General features: G+C 42.9%; 23 protein-coding genes. All 23 read right to left on the reverse strand.

Features of this window, described 5'->3' with window-relative positions; genetic code table 11:
• Positions 1-73: 73 nt before the first annotated feature.
• The gene (locus RDS42_RS00715) at positions 74-481 is read right to left on the reverse strand and encodes a hypothetical protein (protein ID WP_308781913.1); all 408 of its coding nucleotides are present in this window, start codon (positions 479-481) and stop codon (positions 74-76) included.
• 2 nt (positions 482-483) lie between these two features.
• Positions 484-1,104, reverse strand: a complete 621-nt coding sequence (locus RDS42_RS00720; protein WP_308781914.1) for a major tail protein — start codon at positions 1,102-1,104, stop codon at positions 484-486.
• Between the two features lie 2 nt (positions 1,105-1,106).
• On the reverse strand, positions 1,107-1,427 hold the full coding sequence (locus RDS42_RS00725) for a hypothetical protein (RefSeq protein ID WP_308781915.1): 321 nt from the start codon (positions 1,425-1,427) through the stop codon (positions 1,107-1,109).
• Positions 1,424-1,795: an HK97 gp10 family phage protein gene (locus RDS42_RS00730; protein WP_308781916.1), complete on the reverse strand. Its 372-nt coding sequence runs from the start codon at positions 1,793-1,795 to the stop codon at positions 1,424-1,426. The genes RDS42_RS00725 and RDS42_RS00730 overlap by 4 nt, the downstream gene beginning before the upstream one ends.
• Positions 1,785-2,219 (reverse strand): hypothetical protein, encoded by a 435-nt coding sequence (locus tag RDS42_RS00735; protein WP_308781917.1) that lies wholly within the window; start codon positions 2,217-2,219, stop codon positions 1,785-1,787. The genes RDS42_RS00730 and RDS42_RS00735 overlap by 11 nt, the downstream gene beginning before the upstream one ends.
• Complete coding sequence (locus RDS42_RS00740) at positions 2,200-2,511, reverse strand: hypothetical protein (protein ID WP_308781918.1); 312 nt, start codon at positions 2,509-2,511, stop codon at positions 2,200-2,202. Before RDS42_RS00740 ends, RDS42_RS00735 begins: the two co-directional genes overlap by 20 nt.
• Positions 2,512-2,515: 4 nt before the next feature.
• Entirely contained in the window at positions 2,516-3,973 is a 1,458-nt protein-coding gene (locus tag RDS42_RS00745; protein WP_308781919.1) for a phage major capsid protein, read from the reverse strand.
• A 1-nt stretch (position 3,974) separates the two neighbouring features.
• Entirely contained in the window at positions 3,975-4,775 is an 801-nt protein-coding gene (locus RDS42_RS00750) for a head maturation protease, ClpP-related (protein ID WP_308781920.1), read from the reverse strand.
• Positions 4,747-5,955 (reverse strand): phage portal protein, encoded by a 1,209-nt coding sequence (locus tag RDS42_RS00755; RefSeq protein ID WP_308781921.1) that lies wholly within the window; start codon positions 5,953-5,955, stop codon positions 4,747-4,749. Before RDS42_RS00755 ends, RDS42_RS00750 begins: the two co-directional genes overlap by 29 nt.
• Before the next feature lie 16 nt (positions 5,956-5,971).
• Positions 5,972-7,660, reverse strand: a complete 1,689-nt coding sequence (locus RDS42_RS00760; protein WP_308781922.1) for a terminase TerL endonuclease subunit — start codon at positions 7,658-7,660, stop codon at positions 5,972-5,974.
• Positions 7,641-7,958 carry a P27 family phage terminase small subunit gene (locus tag RDS42_RS00765; protein WP_118630695.1) on the reverse strand — a complete coding sequence of 106 codons (318 nt, stop codon included), beginning with the start codon at positions 7,956-7,958 and terminating at the stop codon, positions 7,641-7,643. The genes RDS42_RS00760 and RDS42_RS00765 overlap by 20 nt, the downstream gene beginning before the upstream one ends.
• A gap of 116 nt (positions 7,959-8,074) precedes the next feature.
• Entirely contained in the window at positions 8,075-8,311 is a 237-nt protein-coding gene (locus RDS42_RS00770; protein ID WP_243118143.1) for an HNH endonuclease, read from the reverse strand.
• Positions 8,312-8,541: 230 nt separating this feature from the next.
• Positions 8,542-8,865: a hypothetical protein gene (locus tag RDS42_RS00775; RefSeq protein WP_308781923.1), complete on the reverse strand. Its 324-nt coding sequence runs from the start codon at positions 8,863-8,865 to the stop codon at positions 8,542-8,544.
• Positions 8,862-9,278, reverse strand: a complete 417-nt coding sequence (locus tag RDS42_RS00780) for a hypothetical protein (protein ID WP_308781924.1) — start codon at positions 9,276-9,278, stop codon at positions 8,862-8,864. Before RDS42_RS00780 ends, RDS42_RS00775 begins: the two co-directional genes overlap by 4 nt.
• A gap of 21 nt (positions 9,279-9,299) precedes the next feature.
• The gene (locus RDS42_RS00785; protein ID WP_308781925.1) at positions 9,300-9,656 is read right to left on the reverse strand and encodes a hypothetical protein; all 357 of its coding nucleotides are present in this window, start codon (positions 9,654-9,656) and stop codon (positions 9,300-9,302) included.
• A complete protein-coding gene (locus RDS42_RS00790) occupies positions 9,643-10,041 on the reverse strand; it encodes a hypothetical protein (protein ID WP_308781926.1) in 399 nt (132 codons plus the stop codon). Before RDS42_RS00790 ends, RDS42_RS00785 begins: the two co-directional genes overlap by 14 nt.
• Positions 10,001-10,144, reverse strand: coding sequence for a hypothetical protein (locus tag RDS42_RS00795; protein ID WP_308781927.1), 144 nt, complete (start codon positions 10,142-10,144; stop codon positions 10,001-10,003). Before RDS42_RS00795 ends, RDS42_RS00790 begins: the two co-directional genes overlap by 41 nt.
• Positions 10,134-10,316, reverse strand: a complete 183-nt coding sequence (locus RDS42_RS00800) for a hypothetical protein (protein ID WP_308781928.1) — start codon at positions 10,314-10,316, stop codon at positions 10,134-10,136. Before RDS42_RS00800 ends, RDS42_RS00795 begins: the two co-directional genes overlap by 11 nt.
• Before the next feature lie 16 nt (positions 10,317-10,332).
• Positions 10,333-10,749: a single-stranded DNA-binding protein gene (locus RDS42_RS00805; RefSeq protein WP_308781929.1), complete on the reverse strand. Its 417-nt coding sequence runs from the start codon at positions 10,747-10,749 to the stop codon at positions 10,333-10,335.
• Positions 10,742-11,278, reverse strand: a complete 537-nt coding sequence (locus RDS42_RS00810; protein WP_308781930.1) for a hypothetical protein — start codon at positions 11,276-11,278, stop codon at positions 10,742-10,744. Before RDS42_RS00810 ends, RDS42_RS00805 begins: the two co-directional genes overlap by 8 nt.
• Entirely contained in the window at positions 11,269-11,535 is a 267-nt protein-coding gene (locus RDS42_RS00815; protein ID WP_308781931.1) for a winged helix-turn-helix domain-containing protein, read from the reverse strand. The genes RDS42_RS00810 and RDS42_RS00815 overlap by 10 nt, the downstream gene beginning before the upstream one ends.
• Entirely contained in the window at positions 11,532-11,900 is a 369-nt protein-coding gene (locus tag RDS42_RS00820) for a hypothetical protein (protein ID WP_308781932.1), read from the reverse strand. Before RDS42_RS00820 ends, RDS42_RS00815 begins: the two co-directional genes overlap by 4 nt.
• Positions 11,897-12,157 (reverse strand): hypothetical protein, encoded by a 261-nt coding sequence (locus RDS42_RS00825; RefSeq protein WP_308781933.1) that lies wholly within the window; start codon positions 12,155-12,157, stop codon positions 11,897-11,899. Before RDS42_RS00825 ends, RDS42_RS00820 begins: the two co-directional genes overlap by 4 nt.
• Positions 12,158-12,162: the final 5 nt, after the last annotated feature.

The raw sequence follows: 12,162 nt of genomic DNA on the forward strand, positions 1-12,162 counted from the left end.
CCTACTGTCAGAAGGTCTAAATCCTTGATACTTATTCCAACTTGTGCGCACCTGAGAAGGAATAGAGGTGTCGTCATTTCCCGGCTACTTGGTCGAAGTTTTTTTTTGCTTCTGCCTGCGTCTGCTGGTTCAGGTTCCAGAGTTTTACAATCTCCGGGAAAATTGTGTAAATCGAAAATGTATCAAACTGATCTAACCAGTCGTATACATCTTCCGGGAAATCCTGTCCCTTTTTCTGTGCTGCGTGTTTTGCCATTACGAATGCGACGTTTTCGAACATCTCTAAATCCTCGATAGGGATGTCCGACTCGGACACCTTCGTTTCAGTCTGCTTATCCTGTGATTTTTTTACGGACTTTTCAATTTTTGCCATGTCCTGAAAAATATCTCTCCGGAACTGAATCCGATAAATTCTCGGAATTGCAGCAGAAGCGGCAAAAAGCACCTCTTTATCATCAATTTTAATTGTTTTCGTCAGCATCCTTATTCTCCTGCGGCTTTTTTATCTACATTAACAGCCTGCGTTGCTTCTATTATTGTTTCTGGATAGTACACTGTCTTATACCATCCGCTATACACAGTGTCGTCTGTGTCTACCGTTGTCTGAGCTTTTACCCGGCCGTTCGGAAGTGGAGCATTGCTGATCGTAATTGTTTCTGTGCCAGGTTCAATACTATCTTCTTTCGTCTCGGATTCGATTGACGGTCTGGTAGCTGTGCAGTTATAGAGAACTCGTCTGATTCCTTTCTGATCTCCATCAAATTCAAACAGAAATGCGAATTTCTGTGTATCCGTAGAATCACTGATTTCATGCAGCACACCTTTTTCGTCCTTCTTTTCTTTCAGGACATCCTGTCTGAAAGAATCCGGAATTAATGCAAATTCTGTATCTCCTTCATATCCGTTGTTTGCAGCTGACACATAATACTGGATTCCGTCTGCATAGAACGGTGAAATATCTCCATTTGCGTCAAGTGATATGGATACAGATCCCGGAATCGCTTTCGGGGCTTCAAAAGTAATTGTTCCATCTTCTCCTTCGTTCTGTAATGCGTAATGTGCGTTTTTAAGATTGTACTTAACTTTGTTATCTTTTTTGCCCATCTTTATACCTCCATTTCGTATAAAACTTCGTACATTTTTTCTGAGTCAAGATATTCTCCTGTTTTGTCGTATGTGATTCCATACTTGTCCAGGATGTCCTCTATCTTCTTTTCATTGTTCCAGTCCTTTTCGTCTGAATACAATTCGATATTCAGAACGTCGATTTTTGCATAGGTGACCCCGTCCGCGTGAAAATTATCACTTTCCGGAATCCTCCATACAATAAAAGGCGGCTCTATCCAGTTATGAGTCGAAAAATGATCGTATTCATACGGCAAGCCGATTTCATTCAACATTTCTTTGATATTTTCAGCTGACATCATAGCTTTGATATGATCTCCTTTTCCAGCTCTGCTATTGCTGCCTGTTCTGCTGGTTCCACATGTTTGATTGCGGCTACCCTTCCGCCTCCTCTTTTCTGATGTCCTTTTTCAAGCAAATGCACCAGGGAGTATTTTGCATCGTGGATCGCAATAACTAAACTTGTAGAATTTTCTTTCACAACAGTTTTCTTCCATCCTTTTTTATACTTTCCGGTATTTACCGGGGATGTCTGTTTTAGCTTTGATACTGTCTTTTTTGCAACATTATTTACGCATTCCTTCGTTGTCTCAGTGCATTGTTTTCCATAGTCTTCAACAAGGCGATTTATTTCTGCTGCCAGATCATCAATTCTGATACTATCCGCCATTGTCGCCCCTCCTGTCTTTATACAACTGTACGATTTTTTCCAACGATAGATATATTGCAGGTGGTGCAGCGTCAAATTTCTCCTGAATCTGCACTATTTTGTACATTGCCGGATTATGTTCATTGATAATTTCATCTCTTTCAAAATCGAATGGATCCCAGAGCCAGCCGCTTTGCGAATCAATGATAACAATGTCAAGAGCTTCAATATCTTCCCTGTTCAGCACTGCTGCCGGAATGCTTAACAATTTTGTTATTTTATTTCCTGCTGTCTGTGCGTCAAAATATCGTCTCTCTCCGATTGTTCGGTTTCCGAAGCGAATGTTCTTGAGCTTCGTGTCTACGATCACCCTGTCTTCTGTTTTGCAGATACTGAGTATCCCGTCTGTAAACGTTTCAAACTGTTTACGCCTGGCTCTTGGCATATTCTTCCACCTTCTTTGCTATCTGCAGTCCAATAACCTCACTTTTGTAGTTTTTCCAAAACTGCTGCAGTTCTCCAGAATACTCATACATTACAAGCTGAAAAAGGAGCGTCCTTTCCTGAGTATCCCCCAGGAAATCGCACTCCCCTATTTTTCCGGCTAATGATGCCATGCCTCTTTTTATCATTCCTTGGAGCTTTCCATCTCCTTTTGGATCGTCCCAGGTGATGTCCAGATAGTTTCTGACATCCTCCAGAAGTTTTGATAAATCATTTTCTGACATAGCACTCATTTTATCACTCCTTGGTTACAGTTACGGTATAAGTCTTTGTCTGCTCTCCGTCTGTGACTTTAACAGTTACGGTATTTGCTCCGGCGGTCCATGTGATCTTTCCGCCGTTTGTTACTTTGCTGGATCCCGCAGTAATTTCAATTGCTGCTGTTCCTGATTTCGGGAACGCTGTGATTGTATTTGTTGCAGTTGTTGTTTTTGCTGTGTATGTGTTTGTGTCGCTGTCAAATTTCGGTGAGAGGGTTAATCCTCCGATTCTCAGGTCAGACAGCAGTGCATTATCTGCGTGCTCCTCCTGTTTACTTACAACCTCGAAGCGAACCGGATGCAGATCTGTAATGTCCAGAACGACAAAAGCATTGTTATCCAGTGCGAATCCATGAGCGTATAATTTGATAAGATATACTCTTTCGTCTTCCAGAAATCTGTATTCATCTGAATACTCAATCTTTCCGTTTTTGGACATTCCTACGCCAAGGAAATACTTTCCGGCCATTCCGTATACTGCAGTTCCTTCTGTAACTGCTGCCGACTGGATGATTTCCAGAGGAATCGGAAGTGTTGAAACATATACTCCGTCCGGAGACATTGCGCGTGTTGCCGGAAGGATTCGTTTCCAGTAATCTACCGGATTTACGATCATAATCAGGTTATCTACTGTTCTTGCCTGGCCTTTGCTGTTTCTTGCCATGATAGATGTAACATTTCCAAGCTGGATCATATCAAGAGCTGTCATTTTGATAGTCTCTTTTTCCGGATATTCTCCGGACACAACGTTCACTCCGTCTCCTACCTGGCGCGCCATTCCGATTGGCATGTCTTTTCCGGTACCATTTACAATTCCGTACTCAAGTCCATTTGCAAGAGCTTCTGTGAGCACCTGACGCACGTAGTTATCTAACCATGCAGGGCCTAAATCAAGCATAGCTTTTGATACTGGCAGGAATGCGCTCAGTTTATCCTGAGTTACATCTACTTCCTTGAATCCGGATGTCAGTTCTTCAATGATCTTGCTGCTGAGTTTGCCCCATGCTGCTTTCTGCTCTCCGTTTGTGTTCAACATCATTCTTGTGAGACCAGTTACAGTTGTCGCATTTAATTTTGACAGCAGCGGATGATTTGTTGTCAGTTCTTCAAATACAGAATCAATGATTGTCTCCGGGAAAACAGTCTCAATATTGTTGAGAGCCTGTTTTGGATCCGAAGATTTCATTGCGTCAATTACTTTCTCGTAATATTCTCTCTCTGCGCTTGTGAGCTGACGTACACCCCTCTGTGCAAGTACATTCATATCACTCTGATTTACAAGCTCTTTCGCCTGTTCAAGCACGTTCTCCTCGATATCCTGACATAATTCCAAATATGCTTTTGAAAACGCTTCTGAATCATTCTCCGCAACAGCAGCATTCATTCTGTTGAGGATTTCCGTTCTCTTTAATGCGGCAAAATCTTTATTTTTCATTTTACTCTCCTTTTTTGAATCCCTGCAGAAATCCCTGCAGTGTGTGTTTCTCTGGTTCTTCCGGTTTCTTTCCCGGTTCGGGTTTCTGTCCTTTCTGCATAAGCTCCAGCTGTTCTCTGAAAGACTTCGTATCTTTCATATGCTGCATAACTTCCTGGAGACGTTTCTGCATTCCTTCTTTTGTCATGTCTCCCTCTGGCGCGTGTCCGTAATCCTCTACCTTGTCGATCAGGCCATATTCCAGACAATCATCCGGAGTCAGGAAGGTTTCTGCTTCCATCATGTCTGCAAGCTGCTGTTCTTCCAGATTTGAACGCTCAAGGAAGATTTTCCGATTGCTTGCCGTAAGTACGTCAAGATCATCCGCTGTCTTTCTCAGCTCTCTTGCATTTCCGGATGCAGTTACCCATGGTTCGTGGATCAGTGCTGTTGTTCCTACGCCCATGATTCTTTCGTCACATGCCTGTAAAATCACAAAAGCTACGGAATACGCCACTCCATCAACGATTCCTTTTACATAGCTTCCGGACTGCTTCAAAAGGTTGTAGATAGTTACTCCCTCTTTTACAGATCCGCCATTTGAATTGATATGTAATTCAATCGTATGGTCTTCCGGGATTGCTGCCAACTGATCGCGGAAATACTTCGCAGATGTCTCGCTTTCTGTATATGACCATGTTTTCCAGTCAAATTCTCCATACGCCGATACATCATCATAGATGTATAGCAAATGTACCGCCGGATCTGCTGCCTGCTTAAAACAGTAATTTGTTTTATTCTGTGTTTTTTCCATTCCCGCCATTTTCTCCACCTCCTTCCAGGCTGTTCAATAAATCCTGTACTGTGCTGTAATTCTTTGTGATAAAATGCTGGTTCGCCCATTCTTCATTGATCTGCGGCTGTCCCATTGCACGCAAAATCATGTTAATCGTATGCGTTCCAGACTGTACCAGCTTGTCAATCTGCGTCGCATTGCTGAATATGTCAACATGCTTAACGTGTGACGTGTCTACCATGCAGCGGCTGCCCTTCAATACGGCTTTCCCGTATTTTTTACGGTTGATTTCGCTCTCTAAGGATCCGGCTAATGGATCCAGTGCAACAGTCAGCAGTTCGTCTATTGCCTTGCTGTTGTCCTGCACGTCCCCTTTCAGGATTGACGGAGGGATTCCTATTGCCCTCGCTGTAAAGTCGAATACATCATCATATAGTGCTTTTATGTCTCTTGTTGTTGTTTCATTGTAGTTCTTTGACCTGTTCGTTTCTGTGAAAGTATATCCTTCGAATAAGGGCAGAACTGCATTTTCGCTTTCAAAGAATGTCTTAAAATAATCATTCAGCAACTTTTTGAGAGTATCATCAAAGTTTTTGCTGTTCTGGGCTACGGCTGATATGTCCAGAGTTCCTTTTGAGCCATGTGACTGCATAAAGGTCTTTGCTCCGTACTGGATCAGCTTCGCATAGGAACCATATAGCCCCTGTAGTATCGTATTTACATTTTTCCAGTTCGGTTTTAGATACAGAACATCTGTGGATCTAAACGACCTCTGAAAAGTGTAATCATCAATCTGTACCTGGCTGTATGTGTTCCCGTACAGTGCGCTTCTGGTTGTGCAAAATGAATCTGCTACATAGAGCTGTCCATCTATTCCAGCAACAACCAACGCCTCTCCGTTTCTGAACATCTTTTCGATTAACTTATCAAAAAACTGCTGTTTATTCTGGTTTCTGTTTGGTTCGTAGTTCCAGGTATAATATTCATCCCGGAATATTTCGTCACCATTCAGGAATGTACGAATCTCGCATTTTCCTAACATTTTTGCAAGAATCTGAATTGCTCTCTGAAAAGCCAATTCCCTCAGATAAATTTCTGTCATTATGCTCTCAATCGGATTGTCTGCAATCTCAATTCGAGACACATTTTCAACTGACTGCTCTGGTTCTGGCTTCCCCCGTATCAGATTCCTGAATGAAAATCCCAACCTTTCTCACCCCCTTTCAGTAAGTCATTACTCCAATATCAGGCACTGCTGCCGTTTGTGCGTATGGGATCATGTCCTCTATTGTCATTGACGCGACAAGTGCCATAAACGAGTCAGTTTTTCTGCTTTTCGCTTCAATTTTCCCGTAAACATAGTTTCCTATGTCTGCATCATCTTTCTTTCCCGGTTTTCTCCCGTATGGGATCATTTTTGTATTGTTCGTCCCCCAGCGGAGCACTGGATTGTCTCCCCAGATAAAATTGTCATTTGCGAAACAGCTGTCTATCACTGTCGCAACTCTCATTATGTCTGAGGGACGTACAAGCTTTAAATTTTTATATACTTTTGCGTCGAATCCAATTTCCCGGAGTGCTGCCGCCAGCAGAGCATAGCGGAAATCGTCAATCGCAATTCCTTTTATGCAATATTTCATCATTGCTGCTTGAATATAATCAGTGATGATCTCCGGATGTATCTCCACATCATCCACCATTGTCAGCAGTCCTCTCCGTCTCCATTCTTCCAGAGGAGCTTTTATCCTTGGAATATCTTTTGACTGGCTGCACAACCATGAATGATTGATGTCATACCGGATATTTTCATCTCTGAAATGCAGATTTACGGAAACAAGGTCCGTAATCTTCGAGAAGTCAATCCCGCAGGTGCATGTCCACCCTGACAGATCCGGTATTTCTCTGTTCGTGAGCTTTATTTTCTCATACGAACACACTTTTATGTCTGCGGATCCGCTTGGGATATTCATTCTCTTTGTCATAAATGCAGTGAGACGTTCAGGATGCGCTAACCAGTCATTGTACTCTTTTCGCATTTCTCCCATTAACGTTGGGAGATATGGCAAGGACGGATTTGCTTTTTCCCAGTTCTTTTCGTCGTATACTTCTTCTTTGTTGTCCAGTCTGCAGATAAATGGCAGCATACCATTGTCCGGAAGATCATCAAAAAGAATATCCGTCGCTGTCCCAAGCATATCGTCAAGTGGTCCTTCTCTTATATCTCCCTGGGTGGTGTAGTAGGACCGGCGCGGATGTGGTTTCTTTCCAAGTCCGGTTGTGAACACTTCAATGTTCTTGTAGTCCTGATATTGATGTATCTCATTGAACACCACCATACCGGAGCGCATTCCGTCTTTTCCGGATGGGTTGTTTGTACGTCCCAGAATCGTTGATTTCGTTTCTGTTCCTACTACCTTCTCAGATGTCCAGTAATAGAATTTTTTTAATTTTTTCGTATGTTCAGGCGTTTCAAGAGCTTCCACCACGTCTTTGACGGGTCTTAGTGCCTGATCTTCGTTATTTGCACAAATATCTACGTCATACGCCCTGATTCCGTTATACGGACTTACCAGGCAGGCAGATTCCCACGCTATTGTTCCGTCCTTCCCCGCGCCCCTTCCGAGCATACAGAAAAGATCCGGCCAGCGCGGAGTCTTTGATACCCTCCAGTATGTGCAATCGTGCAGTCCCACGACAAAGATCTGCCAGGGAAATAGCTTTTCAAACGGGAAATATTTTGCAATCCCGATATATTTCGTCAGCTGTTCGCTGTCTGTGTATATGTCTTCGTTTTTGAAACAACTTCTGACGTGTGATACCAGTGCTTTGACTTCCCTGGAAGCTCTGATTTTCTCAGACTCTACGGCCTCCATGAACTCCTCTATGCGTGGATCACAATTCGTCATCATCATCCCCCTTTATTGTTTCTTTCGTTGTCAACTCCAGCTTGTCCAGAATCATCAGCATCTGTTTGTTGACAGCAACCAGATCTTTGACCGACTGGTTCTGTTTTACAATCGTTGCTTTCCCGCTTGCGGATGTGGTCTCAAAGGTCACTCCGCGCTTTTTTATATCTGTTTTTAGCTTCTTTTTGACATCATAGAGGGTCATATAGTCGTCCAAAAGGTCTTTGAAGACGGAAATATCTGCCTGTTTTTTTCTCAGCTGCTCTTTTAAGCTTTCTAATATATCCGCTTTTTTTTCGGCCATTTTTTCACCCCTATTTTTTTATTTTTTCATCATGTGCGACCTTTCGCAGATTTGTCGAGGCCACCCACCGGTCTCCGGCCGACCGCCAAAAATCGCAATTTTTTCGACCGGGGGTATCAGTCCCAGCGTTCCTCTGTCAGCGGTTCCTGCTTCTGTGGTTTTCTGTAACCATGCACTGCTTCATGGCACTCATGGCAAAGGCTTATAAGGTTTCTTTTCTTCACTCCATGCCACTCATACCATATGTCCAGAGCCATCTCAGGATGTCTCTTCACGTAGTTTACATGGTGTACTGTCGTGGCTGCTGTGTATCTGTGATGTTCTCTGCACCTCTGGCATTCATTGTGATCCATCTTCAACACCTGCTGCCTGACCTGCTTCCACCTGGTCCACACATAGAACCTGTGTATGTCGTTCGCTACGCACCAGCGCACGAACTCTGTTTCCTGTTGCGTCATATTCCTCCTAACTCAAAAGAGGACCTGCATATAGCAAGCCCTCTCTCGCGGGGAACGATTATTCTGTGGCTTTCCTGAATACCACGTTATCAATATATCATTTATTTTGTCCTTCGAGTACCGCATTACAGATACTCCTTTATCTTGTCTTTGTTATTGTTTCTCAGCTGTGCTTGGTACTTCTGTATTGCTTTCTGGAAGTTCTCCATACTCTTTCTGTATGCTTCTACTTCCGCAATGTTCTTTTTCCCGAACATACGTCTGTGCCTTGCCTGCATGTTCCTGATCCGTATCAGCATTCCTTTCGTCTTGTTATCCTTCAACAGTACAATATACTTCTTTCCGCACTGTTCGCACTGAATGTATTGGATGTCCAACTCTGTCTCTGGTATATGTTCTTCCTTTACGGTCTGCTCCATCTGGGCTTTGCATTTATCGCATTCTATCATTTAATCCTCCTTGCTATAATGCTGTAAAACCTTCTGCGCATTTCATAGAAGTATGATCTCTCGCATGGAATGCCTCTGGCTTTCATGGTCTGAAATGTGCAGTATTCTGTTGTCACATAATACAGCAGATATGGATACAGCTCTTTTTCTTTTCCCACTGCTTCCATGGCTGCGTCTTCAATCTTCTTTATCTTGCGTGTGATCTCGGCCGCTTCCATGGCTGCGTCAGCAGTTGAGTCAGAACAGTTATGTGATCCCGGCTGTCCAGTCAGATTCTGTCCGGCTCTTGTGTCTCTCTTTACGGCCAGCTCCTCTTTCCACTCTGTATACTGCAAGCAATAGTTGTATGCGGTCTGAAAAGCTCTCTTTGATATATTATATTTCTTTCTGTTCAGCGGTCTCACGTTTGGCATATCTGCCCTCCTTAAAACTAATTATTTTTCTTGATCTGGCCAGTATTCCTGTGTGTCCATGAATTTTATTTCTCCCGGATATACCTGTTCTACTTTTCCGTTTTTATATTCCACAATTGCAAGTGTAATATTTGTTTGTCCTCCTGGATGTCCACCCACCAGCGACGACGGTTCAACAACTGTTGCAAGTTCTGTCCATCGGTGAAATATAGCTTCTCTTCCTCTTGCTCGACACAAACGGTGTTTTCGCAATTTTTCATAATGCTCTTTTGTGGTAATCACATAGCCGTTGTCTGTCGTAATCTCTGTATTACTGCATAGGAATGGCTTCTGTGCCACATTGTCAATTAATTTCTTAACGTCGTTAATGTCCATCATGTTTGTGATCCTCCATGATAAAATTTTTTCCGAATATCTTCATAAACTCTTCCCTGCTGCCGAACCAGTCCTCAAAAGCTCTCTGCCCCTCTTCATGCAGCATATCCATGACCTTTTGATTTGAATGTACTGCCTCCGGCCCTGTCCCTGCCAGGTGATGCACATTGCAGAGATATACTTTCAGTCCATAGTGTCCTGAATGTGTCCGATTCGGACACCCTCCGAAAATGTGATGCTCCTGGAGAACTGGATGTCGTCTGTAATCATTGTGTAGCTTCATACAGAGATAGCAAGTGCCGCTTTCTCTGCTGTGCAGGATGCTCGGTCTCTCTGGTTCTTTCTTCTTAGTCCGTTTTTTCTTTTTCTGCTTCGGAAATGACTGCATTTCTGTGTTCCTCCAGCTTTTTCTTATAATTTGCATGATAATCTGTCAACCAGTTTGTCTGTCTCTTCTGGTTTGCAATCACTTTTACCTCTTTAGCATCCATTTTCTTTCATTTCCTCCGCGTCTTCGTAATCAGCAAGTTTTTCAATCATGGTTTTCAAAATTTCACAATCACCAGTTCCACGTGAACAGTCATTGCAGTAATGTGAACATATAATTTCTCGTTTTTCGTTATATGTGATATTTCTACCATTTCTTTTAGTTAATCTCGTCATGTTTTTCTCCTTTTCATCAAAACGGCATTTCTTCCTCTATTCCCTCCGGAATATTCATAAAACCGTCTGGATCTGTTTCATGAGCTGGCTGTGGGTGACTGCTGCCGGATCCGGCGTTCTTTCCCTCTGCAAATTCCTGTTCATCAACCACAATTTCTGTTGTGTAGACCTTATGTCCATCTCGGTTCGTGTAACTGCCGGTCTGGATGCGTCCAGAAACAACAATTTTAGTTCCCTGTCGCAGATATTTCTCTGCAAACTCCGCAGCGTGGCCAAAAGTCACGCAATTGATAAAGTCTGCGGTTGCCTCGCCGTCACGATGGAATCTCCGGTCTACTGCAAGTGTATATCTGGCAATTGCCAAGTTATCTCCGGAAGCGTAGCGCACTTCCGGATCTCTGGTTAAACGTCCCATTAAAATTACTTTATTCATCACATTCTCCTCTTGAATCTATTTCTTGGAGGTCTTGCCTCCCCCCCCGTTTCGTTTTTGTTACATACGCTGTGCGGCGTGAGTTCATTTCCATGTCAATCAAATTTCCACACTGTAAGCATTCCTGCGTCAGTTCTGCAGTGTTTCTGTTTGTCATGTACTTCCATGAACTTCCGCAGGCTTTACACTCTGCATACATTGGTTTTAAAGCTCTAAGCTGTGTTACGTGTCCGCATTTCTTACATTTGTGCTGTGTCTCTGGCTCTTTTGCGTTGTACGAGATTGTCTCTCCACATTCTTCGCAACGAATATGTAAAAATCCTTTGTATTCTTCTGCAGCTTCGCTAATCGTTGTCTCCGGTACCTGATCTGTTTTCTTTTCCGGATCTTCAATCTCAAAATCATCATTTTCGAAATCATACTTTCGTGCCAGTTCTGTCACATCCTTGAGGAAATCATATTCTTTCGAGTCTGAGATCCGTACATGCAGTGTAAAATTACCGGTTTCATTTTGAATTATCATTTCCATTTGTCTTTTTTCTCCTTTACCATTACTATTTTTGTGCCTTTGATACGATATGCTCTTGAGTCTCCCGGATGTTCCGTCTCAAGAATGTGATCCTCCAGCATCATTGTTATATGTCTTCTGATTGTTGCCTTTGACAGTCCTGTATCTGTCGCGATCTCATAAATGGCCGGTGAATAGCAGTGCTGCTTTATGTATTTAGCGATAAATTTCAAAATCTTCTCTCTGTTGTCCTCTGCTTCTGCTGTTGCATAGTTCAATTCCATTCACCTCTTTTTCTGCGGTGTGCTGTCAATGTTTTTGTTGTATTTACCACATTTCTCGTATTTACTGCGTATGAACTTTCCGGAACTTCGGAAATGTTGATTCCTATGCCTGCAAACAGTTTTATCAGTGCATCCGCTGCCTTTCTTATCGTTACCCTGTTACCGGCCCATGCTTTTGTGAATTGTGTTGCAATTTCTTTCAGCTTCTCGCAGTCCCAGGAGTAGTTTACTGTCGTTTTCTTTCCTCCCCACGGCTTGTTTATTGCCCGGTGATAGCTTTTCCCGGAATATTTCATTTTCTTCGGTGGATTTTTTCCGGTGACCTGTTTGAATAATTTCTTTTTCTGTCTCTTATTCATTTCTTTCCTTTCCCGTTGCCCAGCAGCCGATCACAGACGAATTCGAATTCTAACAATAGTTCAAAATCCGTCTTTCTACTCAACTTCCTGTCAATCTCTTCTACCTTGTATTCTCCGAAAATACGATCCCCGGAGGCTCTTGCGTTGTTTATCTGAGCAGTTGTACAATGTAGCTCTTCCTTGATCTCTCCGCTTGTTACATTTTCCAGAATCAGATCACCAGATCTATTTCTTACCTCATACAGTTTCTTGACCATTTTGC

The organism is uncultured Blautia sp., assembly GCF_902497045.1.
Classification (GTDB): Bacteria; Bacillota; Clostridia; order Lachnospirales; family Lachnospiraceae; genus Blautia_A.

Bases quoted from the DNA above. Each gene is read 5' to 3' on its own strand.
- RDS42_RS00805 (WP_308781929.1), bottom strand. From the start codon at position 10,749: ATGAATAAAGTAATTTTAATGGGACGTTTAACCAGAGATCCGGAAGTG.
- RDS42_RS00725 (WP_308781915.1), bottom strand. From the start codon at position 1,427: ATGATGTCAGCTGAAAATATCAAAGAAATGTTGAATGAAATCGGCTTG.
- RDS42_RS00740 (WP_308781918.1), bottom strand. From the start codon at position 2,511: ATGAGTGCTATGTCAGAAAATGATTTATCAAAACTTCTGGAGGATGTC.
- RDS42_RS00825 (WP_308781933.1), bottom strand. From the start codon at position 12,157: ATGGTCAAGAAACTGTATGAGGTAAGAAATAGATCTGGTGATCTGATT.
- RDS42_RS00745 (WP_308781919.1), bottom strand. From the start codon at position 3,973: ATGAAAAATAAAGATTTTGCCGCATTAAAGAGAACGGAAATCCTCAAC.
- RDS42_RS00770 (WP_243118143.1), bottom strand. From the start codon at position 8,311: ATGGATCACAATGAATGCCAGAGGTGCAGAGAACATCACAGATACACA.
- RDS42_RS00720 (WP_308781914.1), bottom strand. From the start codon at position 1,104: ATGGGCAAAAAAGATAACAAAGTTAAGTACAATCTTAAAAACGCACAT.
- RDS42_RS00790 (WP_308781926.1), bottom strand. From the start codon at position 10,041: ATGCAGTCATTTCCGAAGCAGAAAAAGAAAAAACGGACTAAGAAGAAA.
- RDS42_RS00775 (WP_308781923.1), bottom strand. From the start codon at position 8,865: ATGATAGAATGCGATAAATGCAAAGCCCAGATGGAGCAGACCGTAAAG.
- RDS42_RS00810 (WP_308781930.1), bottom strand. From the start codon at position 11,278: ATGGAAATGATAATTCAAAATGAAACCGGTAATTTTACACTGCATGTA.
- RDS42_RS00730 (WP_308781916.1), bottom strand. From the start codon at position 1,795: ATGGCGGATAGTATCAGAATTGATGATCTGGCAGCAGAAATAAATCGC.
- RDS42_RS00750 (WP_308781920.1), bottom strand. From the start codon at position 4,775: ATGGCGGGAATGGAAAAAACACAGAATAAAACAAATTACTGTTTTAAG.
- RDS42_RS00820 (WP_308781932.1), bottom strand. From the start codon at position 11,900: ATGAATAAGAGACAGAAAAAGAAATTATTCAAACAGGTCACCGGAAAA.
- RDS42_RS00800 (WP_308781928.1), bottom strand. From the start codon at position 10,316: ATGACGAGATTAACTAAAAGAAATGGTAGAAATATCACATATAACGAA.
- RDS42_RS00760 (WP_308781922.1), bottom strand. From the start codon at position 7,660: ATGATGATGACGAATTGTGATCCACGCATAGAGGAGTTCATGGAGGCC.
- RDS42_RS00785 (WP_308781925.1), bottom strand. From the start codon at position 9,656: ATGATGGACATTAACGACGTTAAGAAATTAATTGACAATGTGGCACAG.
- RDS42_RS00735 (WP_308781917.1), bottom strand. From the start codon at position 2,219: ATGCCAAGAGCCAGGCGTAAACAGTTTGAAACGTTTACAGACGGGATA.
- RDS42_RS00795 (WP_308781927.1), bottom strand. From the start codon at position 10,144: ATGGATGCTAAAGAGGTAAAAGTGATTGCAAACCAGAAGAGACAGACA.
- RDS42_RS00780 (WP_308781924.1), bottom strand. From the start codon at position 9,278: ATGCCAAACGTGAGACCGCTGAACAGAAAGAAATATAATATATCAAAG.
- RDS42_RS00715 (WP_308781913.1), bottom strand. From the start codon at position 481: ATGCTGACGAAAACAATTAAAATTGATGATAAAGAGGTGCTTTTTGCC.
- RDS42_RS00765 (WP_118630695.1), bottom strand. From the start codon at position 7,958: ATGGCCGAAAAAAAAGCGGATATATTAGAAAGCTTAAAAGAGCAGCTG.